The organism is Pseudomonas sp. 3-2, from assembly GCF_019710535.1.
In the GTDB taxonomy this organism is placed as follows: Bacteria; Pseudomonadota; Gammaproteobacteria; order Pseudomonadales; family Pseudomonadaceae; genus Aquipseudomonas; species Aquipseudomonas pharyngis.
Genome location: NZ_CP081200.1, coordinates 3,246,680 through 3,266,402 on the forward strand (window position 1 = coordinate 3,246,680; position 19,723 = coordinate 3,266,402).

The following is a 19,723-nucleotide window of genomic DNA, read 5'->3' on the forward strand; positions in this document are numbered from 1 at the left end:
GGCTTCCCATGAGCGTAGATGCACAAGATGTAGTACTCGTCGTCGAGGACGAACCGGTGATCCTGATGGTGCTGACAGACTATCTGTCAGGGCAGGGCTATCGCGTATTGCAGGCCGAGAACGGCGAGCAGGCGTTCGAGATTCTGGCGAGCAAGCCGCATCTGGACATGTTGATTACTGATTTCCGCTTGCCTGGCGGAATCTCTGGCGTGCAGATCGCCGAGCCCGCCGTCAAATTGCGCCCTGATCTGAAGGTGATCTTCATCAGCGGCTATCCGCAGGAAATCCGCGAGACCGGCAGCCCCATCACCCGCCGGGCGCCGATCCTGGAAAAACCGTTCGATCTGGATGTGTTGCAGGAGAAGATCCAGGAACTGCTGGCCTGAGGCGTGCTGCGATGCAAGATCGCAGCACGCCAGTATTGCTAATGAAACTGATCCGCAGCGCTGTAGGTGAACGCAGCATCGGCATCAGTCGTAGCGGGTAACGTCAGCTTTATGATCGGGACGACTTTCCCTCCCGTCTTGTTGAAGAAATCCTTTTGATCATGCTGAGCGCCCGCCAGTCCACCTGGCAGGTAGTAAAACGCCTCAATGGGAAGTTCTTCCGGGATATTTTGTGGCCAGTTGGCGAGAATCAATTCACTGTAGTCGTATGCACCTGCGAAGTAGTTTTTCAGGTTGTGCGCGCGAATGGTCTGATAAAACGAATCGGCCGCCAGGTTGTTCATTGAGTCTTGAACATCGAATGGACATATGTTCCATTTTCCAGAGTTGATATTGGCCACCCACTGCTCTGCGGTGGTGATGCCGATGGTTTGGCAACGACGACTCCTGTCAGGTGAATAAGGGTGTGCTCCACAACCAGGCTTTTCTCTCAACTGCGTTGCTCCATCCCGCGGGTAGGCACACAAAATTTGAATTTGTCGGCTGCCTACCGGACGGGACAGAACCGGGTAGAAAATAAACCCGCTGGTTTGTCCAAAAACGAGGCTTTTGAACTTCATGTCTTTTCTCAGGTAGGTAAACGACACGCCTCCACTTGTTTGTGAGTGGGGGCTAGGATTCCAGGTGGAATATGCGTTTGTGAACGAGGGTACGGTCGAACGCAGGACAATCCCTGTGCATAGAAAGGAGGGCATCGATTCGGAGCCACAATTGCGTCTGAGGTCGTTGTAACGTGCGGTCAGATCAGACGCAACCTGTCTGCCTGTTTGCGCAGAACTGGAAATCGTATTGACAGCACCCATTGTGCTTTCAGGTTCTTTTACCTGTGCTTGTTCCCGGCTCTCACACCCCCCCAAAGTCAATACAAACACCAATGCCAGTAAACAGTGCTTGTTCATTTTTTTGCCTCTCATGCTATAGGGCGTTTTTTGAGAGAACAGCTCTCTCGAAGGGAGAACCAAAAAGCATTTAGGTGAGTGATTCAAACAGGGGCAAGTGCAGTTGAACAGCTGTCAAAGTTGACAGGTTTCAAGCATGAAAAAGCGGCCTATGCTGCACAGTTGGCCGCTTATGAGAATTTACCGTCCGTCAGGATGGACAAGCAGCAAAGCGTCACCCGCGAATCATCTCCCGCACCTTCGCCGTCAGCAGATCGAAGGTGAACGGCTTGGTGATCATCTGCATCCCGGAATCAAGGAACCCGCCGCGCACAGCGGCGTGTTCAGCGTAACCGGTAATGAACAGAACCTGCAGGTCGGGCCGGTATTGCCGGCCGATTTCCGCCAGTTGCCGGCCGTTCATGCCCGGCAGGCCGACGTCGCTGATCAGCAGATCGATGCGTTGCTCCGAATCCAGAATCGGCACGGCACTGTCGGCATCGCTGGCCTCGACAAATCCATAACCCAGTTCGCTCAACACTGCACTGACCAGCACCCGCACGGCCGGATCGTCTTCGACGATCAATACGGTTTCGCCTTCCACGGCGTCGGGCGCCTGCTCCGCGTGCGTTGGCGCGTGAGGCAACGATTCGCCCTGGAAGCGCGGCAGATAGAGTCTGACGGTAGTGCCCTCGTCGATTTTGCTGTCGATCGAGACGTGGCCACCGGATTGCTTGCTGAAACCGTAGATCATCGACAGACCCAAGCCGGTGCCCTGGCCGATCGGCTTGGTGGTGAAAAATGGGTCGAATGCGCGATTGATCACGCTCTCGGGCATGCCGCAACCATTGTCGGTCACGCTCAATAGGACGTAATCGCCGGGCTTCAGGTTGCTGTAAGCGGCGGTGAAATCGCTTCCCAGCACCTGATTGCTCGTCTCGACTACCAGATTGCCGCCGTCGGGCATAGCGTCGCGGGCATTGATAACCAGGTTGAGCAGGGCGCTTTCCAGTTGATTGGGGTCGGCCTCGGCTACCCATAGCTCCTGGTGCAGGCGCATGTCCAGATGAATGCTTTCGTTGAGGCTGCGTTGCAGCAACTCGCCCATCGATTGCACCAGATCGTTCATTTTTACGGCTTTGGAGTCCAGGGACTGGCGTCGGGAGAAAGCCAGCAGGCGATGAGTCAGGCCGGCGGCGCGGTTGGCCGAGGTCACGCCGAGATCGATCAGGCTGTCGAGATCCTCCGTCCGGCCACGCGCCAGTCGACGGCGGATCAACTCGAGGCTGCCGATAATGCCGGTCAGCATATTGTTGAAGTCATGGGCGATACCGCCGGTCAATTGCCCGACCGCTTCCATTTTCTGCGACTGGCGCAGCGCTTCCTCGTTGTGCCGCAGCTGGGCGGTGCGTTCTTCGACTTGTTGCTCGAGGGTTTCCAGAGTCGATTGCAGGCGTCGTTCACTCTCGCTCAGATCGATCAGGCGATCGCGGGCTTCGTACTGTCGTCGTCGACCGCGAAGGGCGGTGGAGATCAGGCTGACCAGGGTCACCGGATGGAAAGGACGTTCAAGAAACGTCACGTTGCCCAGCAATTTGCTCAACTGCGACGAGGGTCCCTGTTGGGATCCTCCGTGGTGGGTCAACAACACAATCGGCAGATCCGACCAGGCGGGCTGTTGATCCAGATACGCCAGCAGGGTTTCCAGATCCGGGCCCAGCAAGGCTTCGGAAGCAATCAACAGCAACCCGGCACCGGGTTCGAGTTCGGTGCAAAGCGTTCTGAGGTCGGGAGTGATCAGGCCACCGTAGCCCGCTTCGTTGAGGATCATCAGCGCAACCTGACTGTCGCGCCCGAGGGGGGCGAGGATCAACGCCCGTTCCGACAGTGGTACGGTGACTGTCACAAGAAATCGTCCTTAAGCAGCGGATTGCTCGCGCCGAGGTAGGTCGGTACGCCGCGCAGCACCCCCTGAAAGGCTTCCAGTGGTTCGCCGATGGTCATGCCTTTCGTGGAAATGCGGTATTCGCGAATGGTCGATTCATGGCTGCCGGTACGTTTCTTGATGATCGAGATGGCTCGGCGCACCTTGCCGATCGCTTCGAAGTAGCGCAGCAGGATTACGGTGTCGGCCAAATAGGTGATGTCCACCGGCGCCTGCATGTCGCCAACCAGACCGTGTTGGGCGACGGTCATGAAGGTCGCGGCGCCCTTGCGGTTCAAGTACAGCAACAGTTCGTGCATGTGCAGCACCAAGGCGTTTTCTTCCGGCATCGCGGCCTGATAACCGTTGATGCTGTCGATCACCACGGTCTTGATGTCTCTTTCGTCGACGCAGCGCCGCACACGATGGGAGAACTCGCCGGGGGAAAGTTCGGCCGCGTCGACCTGTTCGATCAGCAGGTTGCCGGACGCTCGCAGAGCCTTGAGGTCGATGCCGATGTTTTTCATGCGCTCGAACAGCTGCTCCAGCTCTTCATCAAAGATGAACAGGGCGGCTTTTTCCCCGCGTGACACCGCTGCGGCCGCGAAGATCATCGAGATCAACGACTTGCCGGTGCCTGCCGGGCCCAGGATCAATGTGCTGGAGCCGGTTTCGATGCCACCGCCCAAGAGCGCGTCCATCTCTTTTATTCCGCTGGACAGCTGCAGACGCGGGTAATCGCCCCGATGCTCGGCCGCCACCAGACGGGGAAAAACATGCACGCCATCACCCATGATGGTGAAGTCATGATAGCCGCCGCGGTATTTTTGGCCGCGATACTTGACCACCCTGACGCGACGGCGTTCGGCGCCGTAGTTGGGCGTTAATTCCTCGAGCCGGATCACGCCGTGGGCAACACTGTGCACGGTCTTGTCGAGGGATTCGGTGGTCAGGTCATCCAGTAGCAGCACCGTGGCGTCATAGCGCACGAAGTAATGCTTGATTGCCAGAATCTGTCGACGGTAGCGCAGGGAGCTTTGCGCGAGCAGGCGAATCTCTGAAAGGCTGTCGAGTACCACCCTGGTCGGCTTGAAGCGTTCGACCACCTCGAAAATCTGTTTGGTCGCCTCGCCCAGCTCCAGATCCGAAGAATACAGGAGACTCTGCTGATGCTCGGCGTTGAGCAGGTTTTCCGGGGGAGTCAGCTCGAAAATTTCGATATTTTCGCCCAGCTCCCATCCGTGGGAGGCCGCGCCCTGACGCAGCTCATGCTCGGTTTCGGAGAGCGTAATGTACAAAGATCGCTCACCGGCACGGGCGCCGGCCAGTAAAAAATGCAACGCGACCGTGGTTTTACCGGTTCCAGGCTCACCCTCCAGCAAGAAAACGTGACTGCGGGACAGGCCACCGGCGAGGATATCGTCCAGCCCTTCGATGCCGGTGGCGGCTTTTGCACTGATCAACGCGTTCGATGTAGACAAAAAATGCCCTCTCATGACTAGGGAAAACGAGGCAGCGGGCGCCGGACGCCGTTTGGCACTGCCTGATTACTTGACCTTTTGCCGAGTCGGCGGTTCCGAGTTTCTTGCTGGATGTGTCTTGAAAGGCGCTAGAGGCCTTGCTGCAACGAGGGATCGTCAGGGTTCATCTGTTCGAGTTGGGCCAGCAGAATCTGCACGTTCTGCAACTGACCGCTTTCTTTCCAGTAGTTGATCAGCAACACCCGCGCCTTGCGGTCGGCGGGGTGACGCTGGACGATTTCCTGCAACTGCTTTTGCGCCGCCTCCAGTTCTTCGGCGCTGTGCAGGGTGGTAGCAAGGTCGTAGCGGTAGTCCTTGTTGTCGGGCTCGAGTTCTACGGCTTTGGACAAACCGAGCAGGGCGTACTCGCGTTGATCGTGATGCAGCAGCCAGAGGCCCAGGGCATGTTGCAGATAAGCCGAATCGGGCTGGGCCTTCAATTGTCGGGCGAGCAACTGACGCGCGGCGTCGCTCTGGCCCTGGCGATCGAGTACTTCGATCTGCATCACCAACGCCGGCAGATTGCCGGGATCCAGGCGCAGGGTCTGCTCCAACGCTTGCTGCGCCTGCTTGAACTCCGCATTGTGCAGATACAGGCGCGCCAGTTGGGCATAGTTGGCGGCGCTTTCCGGCTGGCTCTTGAGCGCCTCTTTCCACATGTCGATGCCTTGCTGCAACGGCGCGAAATACAGGCCCAGTTGATCCGGAGACAAACCGAGCAGGGCGTTGATTGCAGCAAAGCGTACGGTTTGATCTTCATCATCGAGCAACGGGCCCAACAGCAAACTGCGCTGACCGCCAGGCACCAGGCCCGTCACGCTTTTGATTGCGGCCAGTCGAACGTCCGGCGATTCGTTTTGCAGATCGGCGTCCGCCAGTTTCAAGGCCTGCGGGCTCGGGTAGTTGGGCAGCTCGGCGTGCAGCCAGACACGCCGTTTGACCGACAGATCCGGGCGCCCCAGCTGTTGGTATAAAACCCGCGCAGCCCCCGGTTGACCAGCACGCGCGGCGGCCAGCGCTTCGCTGTAACCGTGTTTGATCGCTTCCGGCACAACCGGCGCAGTGCTGCGCAAAGACAGCCAGGCGACGATCAGGACCAGCGCAAGGCCGAGGCTGATGAGCAAATAGCGGCGAGACTGAGGCATGCGAATTTCCGAAACTTTCGTTTTGCAGCGGAGGTCGCAAGCTTCTGTCAGCTCGCGCCGTGAGTCAAACACTGTGCCTGATATGACCTACTACAAGTGCTGAAACGCCCTACGAGCTTTGTGGCTCCCGTAAACCATCAAATCCTTAATACAGTGACTACGCTTGCAGAAGTTGTTTCGACGAGGCTATCCATGCAGTCCCTGCTCATTTATTTCAAGGCGCTGATCCACCCCGGTCAGGCAGTGCTGCTGTTTGGTCTGCGCACCATCGTCGCCGGATTGCTGACCTTGTACCTGGCGTTTCTGTTCGATCTGGATCAACCGAAGTGGTCGATCATGGCCGTCGTTATCATCAGCCAGCCACTGGCCGGGATGGCGCTGGCACGCAGCTTCGGGCAAATCATCGGGACGACCCTTGGCGCGGTGGTGGCGGTGGTGCTGATGGCAATTTTTCCCCAGGCGCCGTTGCCGTTCATCACGACCCTGGCCTTATGGCTGGCGCTGTGCACGGCGGGCGGCACGCTACTGCGCTACACCAGTTCCCAGGCGTTCGTGCTTAGCGGATATACCGCTGTGGTAGTGGCGCTGCTGGCGATTCCGGATCAGGACGGCACCTTTTTGCTGGCGGTGACCCGGGTCACCGAAACCTTGTTGGCGGTAGCGTGCGTGTGCGTTGTCAGTCTGTTGACGGCGCGGCCCGAGGCGGTGTCGCGCAACTATTTTGCAAAGGTCGATCAGGTGATCAGGCTGATTGCCACCCATGCCGCCGCTGTACTTCGCACCGAAGAAAGCGAAGCGGACTTTCAGCGCCGGCAAATGCAGTTGTTGGGGGAAATCAGCGCCCTTGAAGGCCTGCGCCGGCATTTGTATTTCGACGCCCCGCGTCTGCGCAGTGCCAACAATCTGGTGCTGTTGCTGGGTAATCAACTGATGCTGCTGACCTCACGCCTGACCGCGCTGCGTCACCAGCGGGAGCTGCTCACCGAGCGATGGGAGGGCGATCTGCCGCTGGAGATCCAGCAATTGCGTGCAGAAGAACTGGCACTGCTCGACCAGCTCGCACTGCAAGGGCGCTCATTGCCGGCAGAGGCGCGGCACCAGTTCGTCGCGCTGCAACAGCAGTTCGAAGGGCTCGCCTACAGGGCCGAACAACTGACCGAAGACATGAGTGCAACCCTGCGTTCGCTGGCGTGGGCACTGCGCTGGGAGCAGGCGCGGCTGTTGCAGCAGTTGGAGCAGATTCTCGAACTGAGCGACGCGATACAGGAAGGACGCGAAGCCAGTTGCATGTTTCGTGGCCAGTCCAGCCCCTTGCACCTGGATTTCACCCTCGCGACGATGAATGCCATCCGCGCTTTCAGTGCGTTGCTGGTGGCTGGGCTGATCTGGATCGAGACCGCTTGGGACGGCGCGCGCGGCGGGATGATTCTGGTGGGGATTCTGTGTTCGTTGATGGCGACATTTCCGCGTCCCTTGATCGCTGCACAGAGTTACGCCCGAGGATTGGGACTGGCCTTGGTCGTCTCAGCGTTCTATCAATTCATGCTGGTCCCGGCGATCAGTGATTTCGAAATGCTGGCCTTGCTGCTCGCGCCTCTGCTGTATGTGATCGCGGTCGGACTGGCCAACCCGGCCACCACCGGTATCGGCATGGGCCTGGGGCTGTCGAGTTTCCTGATGCTCGGGCCGCAGAACGTCGGCACCGGGCAGAACACCGCCATTCAATGGTTCGAATTTGCCGGAGCCTACGTGAGTGCGGCGATGCTGGCTCTGATTGTTTATGCCTGGATTTTCCCGTTCCGCCCGGCTCTGCGCATCCGGCGCTTTTACAACGAAGCGCGGGAGCAGGTCTACCAACTGACCAAGAGCCCGGCCACCGATGAACAGCAATTCGCCTTCGAAAGCCGCATGGTTGATCGCCTGACCTCGATGCTGGGCGTGTTGCCGGCCGCCAACGAACGGGACATGCAGCGCCTGTATGAAATCAGCCTCGCCTGTGTAGCGCTGGGCGTGGCCATGCACCAGCTCAGGCAACAGGCGCAAAACAATGCTCTGCTTACGGACGATTTGCATAGGCAGCTGTCGACGGCATTGCGTCAGACCGGCCGTTTCGTCGCCGGCCGACCGGATGTACGCCTGACACCTTTACTGGCTACGCTGCATGCGCTCGGCGATGAGCTGGATGCCTTGCATGTCGCCACCCATGAGCACTTGTGGTCGGTATTTCGCATGCGCGTGGCCCTGTTGATCGTGGTGTCGTTTCTGGAACGACATGGCGAGCATTTGCAGCCCGACCGTTCTGAAGGAGAGCCCATTCTTGCCCATTGATTTCGAGATCGGCGGCGTTTACCTGCCGCCAATCGCTCAGGCCTTGTTGCTGGCCATACCGGTTTTTCTGCTGCTCGACTGGGGTTTGCGCCGGCTCGGCGTCCTGCGTTTTGTCTGGCATGAGGCGCTGTTCGAAGGCGCCCTTTATGCCTGTGTGTGCGCCGCACTGATTCTGCTGATGGGAGCCTGAAACCTTGAAGACGTTGCTCACTCGATTGACGACATTGGCGGTGGTGCTGCTGGCCATCGTGCTCGGCTGGTTTGCCTGGGAACATTACACCCGGGCCCCGTGGACTCGGGATGCGCGGGTGAGGGCGGATGTGGTGACACTCTCGGCGGATGTCTCGGGCCGCATCGTCACGCTGGCGGTGCAGGACAACCAGTATGTCGTCAAGGGCCAGTTGCTGCTGGAAATCGATCCGGCTCGCTACAGTCTGGCCGTCGAGCATGCGAAACGCTCGGTGGAGGTCTCCAAGGCTACGCTTGGGCAGTCGCAAGCGGCCATTGTCGCCAGCGAGGCATTGCTCAAACAACGCCAGAGTGAAGAGCGCCGGCGACGTACGCTCAAGCAAGGGTTCGCGATTTCCGGGGAAGAGTGGGAGAAGTCCAGCACCGATGTGGCGGTGGCCCAGGCCGATCTGTTGCGCAATCAGGCCAATCTCGGTCTCGCCGAAGCCAACGTGCAATTGGCGATTGCTGCATTGACCCAGGCTGAACTGGATCTGCAACGCACCCGCGTCGAAGCACCGGTCAGCGGTTATGTCACCAATCTGCTGACCCGGCAGGGGGATTACGCGGTAGCCGGCAGTGCCTTGCTGGCGCTGGTGGATAGCGACTCCTTTTACGTCAGCGGCTATTTCGAGGAAACCAAGCTGCCACGGATCGAGGAGGGCGACCGGGTGCGTATCGAACTGATGAGCGGGGAAAAATTTGGCGGCACCGTGCAAAGCATCGCCTTCGCCATTGCTGATCGGGAGAACGCGCCGGGCAGCCGATTGCTGGCCAACATCAACCCCAGCTACACCTGGGTGAAACTGGCGCAACGGGTGCCGGTGCGGATCGGCATCGATCCCGATTACGCGGGCAAGGACCGACTCAGAGCCGGTACCACCGCGACGGTCACGGTGCTGGAAAACCATGAAAGACAGAGACAAAAAAGCCCCGCGACCGAATGATACGCGGGGCAAAAAATTTGGTTGGTTGCGGCCAACCAAAGGAGCTCTTTAAAAAAACGATTACTTGCTGGCGACCGTTTCTGGCTGCCAACCGCCACCGAGGGCCTTGTAGATCGCGACGATGCCGCGATACAGATCCACTTCGGCCTGGGCCTGGCTGTCTTCAGCGTTCAAACGCTCACGCTGGGCGTCGAGCAGGACCAGGAAATCGGTGGTGCCTTCGCGGTAGCGGATTTCAGCCAGATCGGCAGCCTTGCGGCTCGATTCGCTCTGACGGATCAGCGAGATCAACCGTTGCTGACGTTTGCCGTAATCACTGAAGGCGTTTTCCGACTCTTCCAGCGCCAGCAATACTTGCTGTTCGTAGGTCGCCAGTGCGCCTTCCGCATCGGCATCGGCGCCGCGCAGACGGGCCCGCACGCTGCCAAGGTCGAACGCCGCCCAGGTGATGCTCGGGCCCAGCGCCCAGGCGTTGGCCGCCGAGGAACCGATCTGCGAACCACGCCCGGCTGTCCAGCCGAGGAAACCGCTGAGGCTGACCCGTGGGAACAGGTCGGCCTTGGCCACACCGATACGCGCCGTGGCCGAAGCCAGTCTGCGCTCGGCGCTGAGGATGTCCGGACGACGCTGCAGCAGTTCGCCCGGATCACCGATCGGCAAGGCCTTGGCAATCGCCGGCAGGTCTTTCGGACTCAGGTCGACGGTCAGCTTGTCCGGACGCTCGCCCAGCAGGGTGGCGATGCGGTTTTTCTGCCGGGCCTGTTCTGCCTGCAGCTGCGGCACGCTGGCTTCGACCGATGCCAGACGTGCATCGGCACGTTCGACATCGAGCTGATCGCCAACGCCGGCGTCACGCAGGCTGATGGTGATCTTGCGCGATTCCTGCTGGTTGTTCAGGTTGGCCAGCGCGATCTTTTCCCGCAGTTGAGCACCGCGCAGTTGACCGTAAGCGTCCACCAGTTCGGCAATCATGGTGACTTGCAGTTGGTACAGATCGGCTTCGGCCGCTTGCTGGTCGGCGTCGCTCGCTTCCAGATTGCGCTGGATACGTCCGAACAGGTCCAGTTCCCAGGCCATGTCCAGGCCCAGGTCATAGCGTTCACTATTGACCCGATTGGTGGTCTGGCCCGGGATCTGACCTTTGGCCAGATCGCTGCTGGCGCGGCTGGTGATGGTCGGCATTGCATCGTTGCTGGCGTCGTCGCGGATCGCCCGGGCGGCTTTCCAGCGGGCGAATGCCACGCGCAGTTCACGGTTGCCTTGCAGCGATTGAGTCACCAACTGGTTAAGGGTCGGATCGTCGAACTGCTGCCACCAGATGCCTTCGAATTTCGAACGGTCGAAGTTCTTCTGGCCGGCGGCGCCGTCGGTGGCGGACGTAATGTTCGCCGCCTCCGTCGTCGGGGTCTTGTAGTCAGGGCCGACGGCGCAGGCACTCAGGGCCAGCACCAGCAGGCTCGGCAGGAAGACTTTCAGACTCATTGGTGCGCCTCCAGTGGCTTTTGAAGATTTTGCGCCTTGGCCGCTTTGCGAGCTTCGCTGCGCTCCACGAAGTTGCGGATCAGCACATAGAACACGGGGGTCAGCAGCAGACCGAAGAAGGTCACACCGAGCATCCCGGAGAACACCGCCACACCCATGGCATGACGCATCTCGGCACCGGCACCGCTGGAGAACACCAGTGGCACCACACCCATGATGAACGCGAACGAGGTCATCAGGATCGGCCGCAGACGCAGACGGCAGGCTTCCAGTACGGCGGCCAGCGGATCGAGGCCTTCTTCCTGCTTATCCTTGGCGAACTCGACGATCAGAATCGCGTTCTTGCACGCCAGGCCCACCAGTACGATCAGGCCGATCTGGGTGAAGATGTTGTTGTCGCCGCCAGAGATGATCACACCGGTGATGGCCGACAGCAGGGTCATCGGTACGATCAGGATCACCGCCAGTGGCAGGCTCCAGCTTTCGTATTGAGCCGCGAGCACCAGGAACGCCAGCAATACGCAGAGCGGGAACACGAACAGCGCTGTGTTACCGGACAGAATCTGCTGGTAGGTCAGGTCGGTCCACTCGTAGGTCATGCCGTTCGGAAGTTCATCCTTGAGCAGTTTCTCGATGGCTTTTTCGGCCTGGCCGGAGCTGTAGCCCGGGGCTGCTGCACCGTTGATTTCAGCGGTGATGAAGCCGTTGTAGTGCATCACACGATCCGGGCCCGAGGTGTCGCTGACCTTGATGAAGGTCGCCAGCGGGATCATTTCGCCCTTGTTGTTGCGTACTTTCAGCTGGCCGATCTGGTCGGACTCGAGGCGGAACTGCTGCTCGGCCTGAACGTTGACCTGATAGGTACGACCGAAGCGGTTGAAGTCGTTGGCATACAGCGAACCCAGGTAGATCTGCAGGGTGTCGAAGATGTCGCTGACGGCCACGCCGTGGGTCTTGGCTTTTTCCCGGTCGATGGCGGCATCGACCTGCGGCACGTTCACGGTGTAGCTGGTGAACAGGTTGGCCAGTTCCGGAACGTTATGGCTCTTGGCAATAATGTTCATGGTCTCCTTGTACAGCTCTTCGTAGCCCAGGTTGCCCCGGTCTTCGATTTGCAGGCGGAAACCACCGATGGTGCCCAGCCCCTGTACCGGCGGCGGCGGGAAGATCGCCATATAGGCTTCCTGAATCCCGGCGTACTGGCCGTTCAAGGCACCGGCAATCGCACCGGCGGACATGCTCGGGTCTTTACGCTCGTCGAACGGTTTCAGGGTCACGAACACGATGCCGGCGTTCGGGCTGTTGGTGAAGCCGTTGATCGACAGCCCCGGGAACGCTACGGCGCTTTCCACGCCTGGCTGTTTCAGTGCCAGGTCGGACATGCGCTTGATGACGTCTTCGGTGCGGTCCAGGCTCGCGGCGTCCGGCAGTTGCGCGAAGGCCACCAGGTATTGCTTGTCCTGGCCGGGTACGAAGCCGGTCGGGGTGCTGGAGAAACCGAAGAAGGTCAGCACCATCAAGCCTGCGTACAGGAAGAGGGCGATGCCGCTGCCACGGATGACCCGGCGCACGGTACCGACGTAACCGTGACTGGCGCGGTCGAAGAAACGGTTGAACGGACGGAACAGCCAGCCACCGAAGATCTTGTCCAGCACTCGCGAGAACCGATCTTTCGGCGCGTCGTGGCCCTTGAGCAACACGGCGGCCAGTGCTGGTGACAGGGTCAGCGAGTTGAACGCCGAGATCACCGTAGAGATCGCGATGGTCAAAGCAAACTGCTTGTAGAACTGACCGGTCAGGCCCGAGATGAACGCGGCGGGTACGAACACCGCACACAGCACGAGCGCTGTCGCAATGATCGGGCCGGTCACTTCACCCATGGCCTTTTTGGTCGCATCGAAGGGGTTGAGCCCCAGTTCAATGTTCCGCTCGACGTTCTCCACCACCACGATGGCGTCGTCCACCACGATACCGATCGCCAGTACCAGGCCGAACAGCGACAGGGCGTTGAGCGAGAAGCCGAACAGGTGCATCACCGCAAACGTACCGATCAACGATACCGGCACCGCCACCAGCGGAATGATCGAGGCGCGCCAGGTCTGCAGGAACAGGATCACCACCAGAACCACGAGAATCAGTGCTTCGAAGAGGGTGTGAACCACCGCCTCGATGGAGCCGCGCACAAAGATCGTCGGGTCATAGACGATGCTGTAGTCCATGCCTTGCGGGAAGCTTTTCTTCAGCTCTTCCATCTTGCCGCGAACTTCGTTCGAGATTTCGATGGCGTTGGAGCCCGGACGCTGGAAGATCGGGATCGCTACGGCTGGCTGGTTGTTCAGCAACGAACGCAGGGCGTACTGACTGGAGCCCAGTTCGACGCGGGCGATGTCCTTCAGGCGAGTGATTTCACCGTTGTCGCCGGCGCGAATGACGATGTTCTCGAACTCTTCCTCGGAGACCAGACGGCCTTGAGTGTTGATCGACAGCTGGAAGCTTTGCGCAGTCGGGGCAGGGGGCGCGCCCAACTGGCCGGCGGCCACCTGACGGTTCTGTTCGCGAATGGCGGTCACCACATCAGTCGCGGTCAGATTGCGCGAAGCGGTCTTGTTCGGGTCGAGCCATACCCGCAGCGAGTAGTCGCCCATACCGAACAACTGCACGTCACCGACACCACCGAGGCGAGCGAGCTCATCCTTGATGTTGAGAATCGCGTAGTTGGACAGGTACAGCATGTCGTAGCGTTTGTCCGGCGAGGTCAAGTGCACAACCATGGTCAGGTCGGGCGAAGCCTTGTCGACGGTGATACCGATGCGCGTCACTTCTTCCGGAAGCTTCGGCTCGGTCCGGGTCACGCGGTTCTGCACCTGCACCTGCGCGTTGTCCAGGTCAGTACCCAGGGCGAAGGTGATGGTCAGGGTGATCTTGCCGTCAGCGGTGGATTGCGAGGACATGTACAGCATGTTCTCGACGCCGGTGATGGCTTGCTCCAGTGGAGCCGCCACGGTTTCACCGATGACTTTTGGGTTGGCGCCCGGGAAGTTGGCACGCACCACCACGGTCGGTGGCACGACTTCCGGGTATTCGCTGATCGGCAACTGGAACAGCGAAATCGCACCGGCGATCAGGATCAACAGCGACAGCACCGCTGCGAAGATCGGCCGTGAAATGAAGAATTGGGAAAAATTCATCGGAGTTGTCGTCCCTTAACCGCGTGGGGTCGCAGCAGCCAGTTTTACAACCGAACCCGGCGCGCCTTTGGCAGGTGCGACTTTGGGCAGGTTGCTGGCTTCCAGCGCTTGTCGTTGTTGAGCGAGAGCGGCAATGGTTTGCTCGCTGGCCATCGGGATCACTTCAGGCGTAACCGGGGAGCCAGGGCGAACCCGTTGCAGACCCTTGACGATGATCGTGTCGTCCTTGTTCAGGCCGCTGCGCACGATACGCAGGCCTTCGATCTTCGGACCGAGTTCAACGGCGCGGTAGACGGTCTTGTTGTCGCCATCCATCACCAGCACGAACTTCTTGCCGAGGTCGGTACCGACCGCTTCATCGTTGATCAACATGGCGTTGTAGGTGCCGCTGCCGACCAGTTTCAGACGTGCATACAGGCCCGGGGTGTAAGTGCCGTCGCTGTTGTCGAACACGGCGCGACCACGGATGGTGCCGGTTTTCGGGTTGACCTGGTTGTCGACGAAGTTCATTTGGCCCAGGTGCGGGTTGCCGTCTTCATTGGACAGGCCCATGTACACCGGGGTGGTGGCGCCGCGCTGACCCTGACGGGCGAGCTGGGTGTATTTGAGGAACACACGCTCGTCGGCGTCGAAGTAGGCGTAGACCTTGTCGGTGGACACAACGCTGGTCAGCGGGGTGGTGTCGGCGGTCACCAGGTTACCGGCGGTAATCTCGGCACGGCTGACGCGGCCACTGATTGGCGCAGTGACGCGGGTGAAGCTCAGGTTCAGTTTGGCCAGATCCAGTTGCGCTTGCAGCGCGCCGACAGCGGCTCGGGCTTCTTGTGCAGCGCTGGTGCGCGAGTCGGCCAGTTCGGCGGAAATGGCGTTGCTGGTACGCAGACGCTCACCGCGTACGGCTTCGTTTTCACTGCGAGTGGCGTTGGCACGGGCCTGGGCAACCAGGGCTTCGAGGCGGCGGACCTCGGCCTGGAACGGACGCGGGTCGATCTGGAACAGCAGGTCGCCTTTCTTGACCAGAGCACCTTCGGTGAAGGCGACTTCGTCGATCTGGCCGGAGACCCGCGGACGGATTTCAACGGTTTCCGGCGCTTCGAGGCGTCCGGTGAATTCGTCCCACTCGTTGACCGGTTGTTCCAGCACCTTGGCCACGCTGACCTTGGCAGCAGGCATGGCCGCCGCGGTTTCCGGAGTCTTGCCGCAGGCGCTCATCACCAGCATGGCCAACAGAGCCAACGGGAAGCGCAAATGTTTGAGTGATTGTTCCATGGATGCATCCGCCAATGTATTGAAGATGGGCGGATGATGCTCGGCGGGTCGATAGCAAAACGAATCGAATGACACGAAGGTAACTATCATTCGGAATGATATAAGCCGAGCGAAAGCCCCCTAGCATGCGCCTTTCGTTAGGGGGCTATCAATTGGCTTGATGACAATTCTGTGTTGCGCGATCGGCAACTGTCGCGATGAAATTGCGCGGTGAGGATTACGCGCCGATTAAATGCCCGGCCGAAGTGACCAGGCCTTGGCGTCCCTCACGCTGAACGCTCAGCCCACGCTGATGTTTGCGTGCTGCGCAGATAGCGTGCGGGTGAGCTACCCAAGGTTTTGCGAAACATGCTGATGAAGGAACTGACGGATTCGTAGCCCAGCGCTTCCGCCGTCCTTTGTACTGATTGCCCCTCGGCCAGGTTTTGCAGCGCGACGATGATCTGCCATTGCTTGCGCCACTGGCCAAAAGTGAGCCCGGTTTCGGCTTTTATAAGCCGGGCCAGCGAGCGTTCGCTCATCGCCACCTGCTGTGCCCAACTGGCCATGGTGGCGCGGTCGGCGGGGTCCTGGGCCAAGGCCCGAGCGATCGCGCGCAGCGGTTTTGAGGCGGGCAGCGGCAGGTAAAGCTGTTCGGTCGGCGCCTGTTCAAGCTCTTCAAGCAGTACACCGGCCAGCCGCCAGGTGCGCGAGTCAGCAGGGTAATCCTGCGCCTGATCGCTCAGGTGCAGGATCAACTGCAGAATCAGCGGCGACAGCGCCAGAGTGCAGCAGTGATGGGGCATTGATGCGGCGCCGGGTTCGATGAACAGGAAACACACCTGACCATTGGCAGTAACGCGGTTGCTGTGCGAAATGCCACCGGGAATCCAGACGCCGAACCCTGACGGGACCATCCACACACCATCTTCTCCCGTACAGACAATGCCGCCGCGATACGCCACGACCAACTGGCCTTTGCGGTGCTTGTGTTCGGCGGACTCACTGTCGTTGCGCTGGGGTGCGAGCATCAAGGCGACGGCAGGTTGCGCGAGGTTGTCGTATTCGAATTGATCGACTTGCAAGAGGTGAGCTTCGGCCATGGGGGAGGTCGCCGGTTGTCTGGATTTGATTATCTTTTGGCAGTCTACTCAATATCGGCAAGCGCGGTGATTCCTTAGCATTTTCAACACGCCCGACACGGCCGGGCGAACGCTGAAAATCTGGATTCGGGTGCTTGCCATGCTTAATGAAGTTTCTATTGCCAACCTCTACTTTCCTCCGTTGTTCATATACCTCGGCGCGACATTTCTGGCCTACAGAGTCATTGATCGTGTAACCCGTCATTGGCTGGACAGCGTGTGGCACCCCGCGCTGGCACGTTTCTTCGTCTCGCTCATCGTTCTCTCGGCGCTGGTCGTCCATTACTGAGCGAGGGTCACCATGTCTATCGTCAAAATTCTCAAACCTGCCGCTACTCTCGTTCTGGGTTCATTGGCGCTGATGTTCTGCCTGCAACTCTGGCGCGCCTATGTACTGGCGCCCTGGACGCGGGACGGGCGCGTGAGTGCGCAGGTTGTGCGGATTGCACCGGAGGTGTCCGGGCAAATCAATCAATTGGTGGTCAGCGATAACCAATGGGTGGCCAAGGGCGATTTGCTGTATCGCATTGATGCGCGCTCTTATCGACTGGCACTGCAGCAGCGCATGGCGGAGTTGGCCGAATCACGCAGTGTGTTCGACCAACGCAACGCTCAATTCAAGCGTCGTGCACAACTGGCCGGGGCCATCGCTCGTGAAGAGGTCGATAACGCCGCGCGTGACCTGGCGGTGGCCCAATCGCGGCTGGACGCGGCACGCAGCCATCTTGCCCAGGCGCAACTCGACCTTGCGCGCACGACGATCCGTTCGCCGGTCGATGGCTACGTCACGCAACTGCGACTGCACCCGGGCGATTACGCAGAGGCTGGGCATACCAACCTGTTTGTGGTCGACGGTCACAGTTTCTGGATCACCGGTTATTTCGAGGAGACCAAGTTGCCGGGTGTGCGTATCGGTGCGCCGGTGTCGATCAAACTGATGGGCTTCGCGCCGTTGCTCGAAGGCCATGTCGCAAGCATGGGCAGGGGAATTGCGGACTCCAATGAGGTGCGCAACGACAGCGGTTTGCCCGAGGTGAGCCCGACCTTCAGCTGGATTCGCCTGGCCCAGCGTGTGCCGGTGCGCATTGAACTGGACAACGTACCGGAGGGCGTGGAGTTGGCAGCGGGCATGACCGCCAGCGTCGAAGTCACGCAGCCCGACGAGGTGCCGCGCTGGCGCCTCATCCATTGGTTGCAGGCATTTATGTGATGACCAGTCTGGTAATACGGCTGTTCGCGGCAATCCCCCGACCCTGGACGTCTGCCACTTTCGCCTACGTATCGCGCAGCGTCCTGGCGGCAGGATTGGCGCTGTGGCTCGGCTTTGAGCTGCATCTGGACTCGCCGTTCTCGGGCGCTTCCACGGTGTTGTTGCTGGTGCAGCCGGTACAAGGCGCGGTTCGCGGCAAGGGCTTCTACCGGATGCTGGGGACTTTGGCAGGTTTGTTCGCGGCTTGCGTCCTGACCGGGCTGTTCGCCCAACAGATGTTGCTGTTCTTGCTCGGCATCGGCCTGTGGCTGGGCTTGTGTGTGGCGGCGATGACCGTGTTGCGACATTACCAGGCCACCGCCGCCGTGGTGGCCGGATATACCGTCTGCCTCGCGTTGGGTCCGGCCATCGTCGCGCCGCAAAAGGCCTTCGAGCACATCGTGACCCGTGGCACAGCGGTGGCACTCGGCGTGCTTTGCCTGAGTCTGGTGGTCACGCTGTTCAGCTCGAGGACCATGGAGAACAAAGTCAGACGCACGCTCGCCGAGGTCTGTGCCCGCAGCGCCAGGCTGCTCGCGATGCGCCTCTCGGGCGAACAGCGCGCCGAGCGGTTTACACAGGCTCATGAGCTCGCCATCGATATCGGCAAAGTGGACGATCTGTTGGGGCTCGGACGCGGTGAGTCAGCGCTGCTTCGCGCGCGGCAATCGGCGATTCAGGCAGGGCTGGCGCATTTACACGCCGTGGTGCTCGACATGCATTACGACCGTTACCGTATGGAAACCGAGCCGCCGTTGCTCGTCCAAACAAGCGCAGCGTTGCTCGCGCTGAGTAACCGGATAAGCGCCGACGATGACGACTATCACGCCTGTGCCCAGACCGTGAGCCAGCTGCGTGTTCAGGTGGAGGCTTGCGCGGAGGCAACCCCCGGCGTACGACCATTCTGTGACCAACTGGACGAAAAACTGGCCGACCTGAGCGAAGCCTTGCAGCACTTTTCCAGCCTCGATCACCCTCGCCGGCAACCGGTAAGGCTCGTGAGTTTCCACCGCAACTACGCCGATGCCGCGCGCAACGGCTGCAGGGCATTGCTCGCCATACTGGCCGCCGGCGCCATCTGGTATTTCAGTGGCTGGGACCAGGGACCCACGCTGCTGGCGGTCGTTGGACCCTGCTGCACACTGCTGGCGACCGTTTCCGCGCCTGAACAAGGCATGGCCGGTTTTATCCGGGGTACGTTCTACGCCGTGGTCGCAGCTGCGCTGTGCAAGTTTCTGCTGCTGCCGCAGATCAACGATTTCCCTCTGTTGCTGCTGATGCTTGCGGCATTCTGGTCATTCGGGATTCATGCGACGAGCCAGCCTCGCCACGGGCTGCAAGGGGTTGCTTACCTGATCGGCTTCAACACCTTGGTGAGTACTGGCGGTACGGCGGTCTATGATTTCGCTGATTTTGCCAATCAGTCACTCGCCTGGTTCGTGGCCATGGCCGTCTGCCTGTTGGCGTTTCAGTTGATGCCGAGAGACAGAGCACGGGATATTCAAGCCCTGAAGCGCTCGATTCACAGGGGCATCCGGTCACTGCTGCGTCGTGCAGGCACTATCAATCACCCGCAATGGCAAGCGAAACAGCAACATCGGATCGTTACATTGAAAAATCTGCTTGGCACCGACACCACGCTTGATGACCGAGCTGGATGGCTGTCGCTGCAATTGAGCAAGCAATTGAACCGGATTCAACGGAGCACGGACGACATTGCCCCTGATTCTGCCGTCGCCCAATGTGCGCGGGCCGGCATTCGGCGGATGGCTCGATGCGCGGGTGAACCGGGGATCAATGCGGTACAGGCACGGCGCACAGCAAAAGCGATGAACCGGCTCGGTGCGGAACATCTGGCGATTGTTTACAAAGAGCTCGCCTGGCTGCTGGAGCAATACGCACTCATCGCGAGTCCCGTTATACGCAGGAAGCAACCAGCGAACTTTCGCTCTAACATGACTTGATATTCATACCTCGATGTTTTGCCAATCCCGGACC

Annotated in this window: 15 protein-coding genes; 7 read left to right on the forward strand and 8 right to left on the reverse strand. The window is 59.9% G+C overall.

Annotation, left to right across the window (positions count from 1 at the left end; all coding sequences use genetic code 11):
* The first annotated feature begins 8 nt into the window (after positions 1–8).
* A complete protein-coding gene (locus K3819_RS14650) occupies positions 9–386 on the forward strand; it encodes a response regulator (RefSeq protein ID WP_007954537.1) in 378 nt (125 codons plus the stop codon).
* Positions 387–424: 38 nt separating this feature from the next.
* On the opposite strand, the gene K3819_RS29460 is transcribed toward K3819_RS14650, so the two are convergent.
* The 4 genes from K3819_RS29460 to K3819_RS14670 all read right to left on the reverse strand — a co-directional run bounded on the left by K3819_RS29460 (position 425) and on the right by K3819_RS14670 (position 5,913).
* On the reverse strand, positions 425–1,006 hold the full coding sequence (locus tag K3819_RS29460; RefSeq protein ID WP_260328915.1) for a hypothetical protein: 582 nt from the start codon (positions 1,004–1,006) through the stop codon (positions 425–427).
* A 553-nt stretch (positions 1,007–1,559) separates the two neighbouring features.
* The gene (locus tag K3819_RS14660; RefSeq protein ID WP_221397301.1) at positions 1,560–3,230 is read right to left on the reverse strand and encodes an ATP-binding protein; all 1,671 of its coding nucleotides are present in this window, start codon (positions 3,228–3,230) and stop codon (positions 1,560–1,562) included.
* A complete protein-coding gene (locus K3819_RS14665) occupies positions 3,227–4,729 on the reverse strand; it encodes an ATPase domain-containing protein (protein ID WP_085610243.1) in 1,503 nt (500 codons plus the stop codon). Before K3819_RS14665 ends, K3819_RS14660 begins: the two co-directional genes overlap by 4 nt.
* 128 nt (positions 4,730–4,857) lie before the next feature.
* A complete protein-coding gene (locus tag K3819_RS14670; protein WP_085610244.1) occupies positions 4,858–5,913 on the reverse strand; it encodes a tetratricopeptide repeat protein in 1,056 nt (351 codons plus the stop codon).
* 192 nt (positions 5,914–6,105) lie between these two features.
* Here K3819_RS14670 and K3819_RS14675 point away from each other — a divergent pair, with 192 nt between their 5' ends.
* Genes K3819_RS14675 through K3819_RS14685 form a run of 3 tightly spaced genes read left to right on the forward strand, consistent with a single transcriptional unit; the run spans position 6,106 to position 9,416 of the window.
* On the forward strand, positions 6,106–8,241 hold the full coding sequence (locus K3819_RS14675; protein WP_221397302.1) for an FUSC family protein: 2,136 nt from the start codon (positions 6,106–6,108) through the stop codon (positions 8,239–8,241).
* Positions 8,231–8,431 (forward strand): DUF1656 domain-containing protein, encoded by a 201-nt coding sequence (locus tag K3819_RS14680; protein WP_039768281.1) that lies wholly within the window; start codon positions 8,231–8,233, stop codon positions 8,429–8,431. Before K3819_RS14675 ends, K3819_RS14680 begins: the two co-directional genes overlap by 11 nt.
* A gap of 4 nt (positions 8,432–8,435) precedes the next feature.
* Entirely contained in the window at positions 8,436–9,416 is a 981-nt protein-coding gene (locus K3819_RS14685; RefSeq protein WP_085610246.1) for an HlyD family secretion protein, read from the forward strand.
* A 60-nt stretch (positions 9,417–9,476) separates the two neighbouring features.
* On the opposite strand, the gene K3819_RS14690 is transcribed toward K3819_RS14685, so the two are convergent.
* From K3819_RS14690 to K3819_RS14705, 4 genes are all read right to left on the reverse strand, one after another.
* On the reverse strand, positions 9,477–10,898 hold the full coding sequence (locus K3819_RS14690; protein WP_039768284.1) for an efflux transporter outer membrane subunit: 1,422 nt from the start codon (positions 10,896–10,898) through the stop codon (positions 9,477–9,479).
* The gene (locus K3819_RS14695; protein WP_064596472.1) at positions 10,895–14,086 is read right to left on the reverse strand and encodes an efflux RND transporter permease subunit; all 3,192 of its coding nucleotides are present in this window, start codon (positions 14,084–14,086) and stop codon (positions 10,895–10,897) included. The genes K3819_RS14690 and K3819_RS14695 overlap by 4 nt, the downstream gene beginning before the upstream one ends.
* 15 nt (positions 14,087–14,101) lie before the next feature.
* Entirely contained in the window at positions 14,102–15,355 is a 1,254-nt protein-coding gene (mexE, locus tag K3819_RS14700) for a multidrug efflux RND transporter periplasmic adaptor subunit MexE (protein ID WP_221397303.1), read from the reverse strand.
* Positions 15,356–15,621: 266 nt separating this feature from the next.
* Positions 15,622–16,437 carry a helix-turn-helix domain-containing protein gene (locus K3819_RS14705; RefSeq protein ID WP_085610248.1) on the reverse strand — a complete coding sequence of 272 codons (816 nt, stop codon included), beginning with the start codon at positions 16,435–16,437 and terminating at the stop codon, positions 15,622–15,624.
* A 139-nt stretch (positions 16,438–16,576) separates the two neighbouring features.
* Here K3819_RS14705 and K3819_RS14710 point away from each other — a divergent pair, with 139 nt between their 5' ends.
* From K3819_RS14710 to K3819_RS14720, 3 genes are read left to right on the forward strand one after another with little or no spacing between them, the layout of a single operon-like run.
* The gene (locus tag K3819_RS14710; RefSeq protein ID WP_085610249.1) at positions 16,577–16,765 is read left to right on the forward strand and encodes a DUF1656 domain-containing protein; all 189 of its coding nucleotides are present in this window, start codon (positions 16,577–16,579) and stop codon (positions 16,763–16,765) included.
* A gap of 12 nt (positions 16,766–16,777) precedes the next feature.
* A complete protein-coding gene (locus tag K3819_RS14715; RefSeq protein WP_085610250.1) occupies positions 16,778–17,686 on the forward strand; it encodes an HlyD family secretion protein in 909 nt (302 codons plus the stop codon).
* On the forward strand, positions 17,686–19,689 hold the full coding sequence (locus K3819_RS14720; RefSeq protein WP_221397304.1) for an FUSC family protein: 2,004 nt from the start codon (positions 17,686–17,688) through the stop codon (positions 19,687–19,689). Before K3819_RS14715 ends, K3819_RS14720 begins: the two co-directional genes overlap by 1 nt.
* Positions 19,690–19,723 lie beyond the last annotated feature (34 nt).

Coding starts and splice junctions, on each gene's coding strand:
- K3819_RS14650 (WP_007954537.1), top strand. CDS start 9: ATGAGCGTAGATGCACAAGATGTAGTACTCGTCGTCGAGGACGAACCG.
- K3819_RS29460 (WP_260328915.1), bottom strand. CDS start 1,006: ATGAAGTTCAAAAGCCTCGTTTTTGGACAAACCAGCGGGTTTATTTTC.
- K3819_RS14670 (WP_085610244.1), bottom strand. CDS start 5,913: ATGCCTCAGTCTCGCCGCTATTTGCTCATCAGCCTCGGCCTTGCGCTG.
- K3819_RS14675 (WP_221397302.1), top strand. CDS start 6,106: ATGCAGTCCCTGCTCATTTATTTCAAGGCGCTGATCCACCCCGGTCAG.
- K3819_RS14690 (WP_039768284.1), bottom strand. CDS start 10,898: ATGAGTCTGAAAGTCTTCCTGCCGAGCCTGCTGGTGCTGGCCCTGAGT.
- K3819_RS14695 (WP_064596472.1), bottom strand. CDS start 14,086: ATGAATTTTTCCCAATTCTTCATTTCACGGCCGATCTTCGCAGCGGTG.
- mexE (WP_221397303.1), bottom strand. CDS start 15,355: ATGGAACAATCACTCAAACATTTGCGCTTCCCGTTGGCTCTGTTGGCC.
- K3819_RS14705 (WP_085610248.1), bottom strand. CDS start 16,437: ATGGCCGAAGCTCACCTCTTGCAAGTCGATCAATTCGAATACGACAAC.
- K3819_RS14710 (WP_085610249.1), top strand. CDS start 16,577: ATGCTTAATGAAGTTTCTATTGCCAACCTCTACTTTCCTCCGTTGTTC.
- K3819_RS14715 (WP_085610250.1), top strand. CDS start 16,778: ATGTCTATCGTCAAAATTCTCAAACCTGCCGCTACTCTCGTTCTGGGT.
- K3819_RS14720 (WP_221397304.1), top strand. CDS start 17,686: ATGACCAGTCTGGTAATACGGCTGTTCGCGGCAATCCCCCGACCCTGG.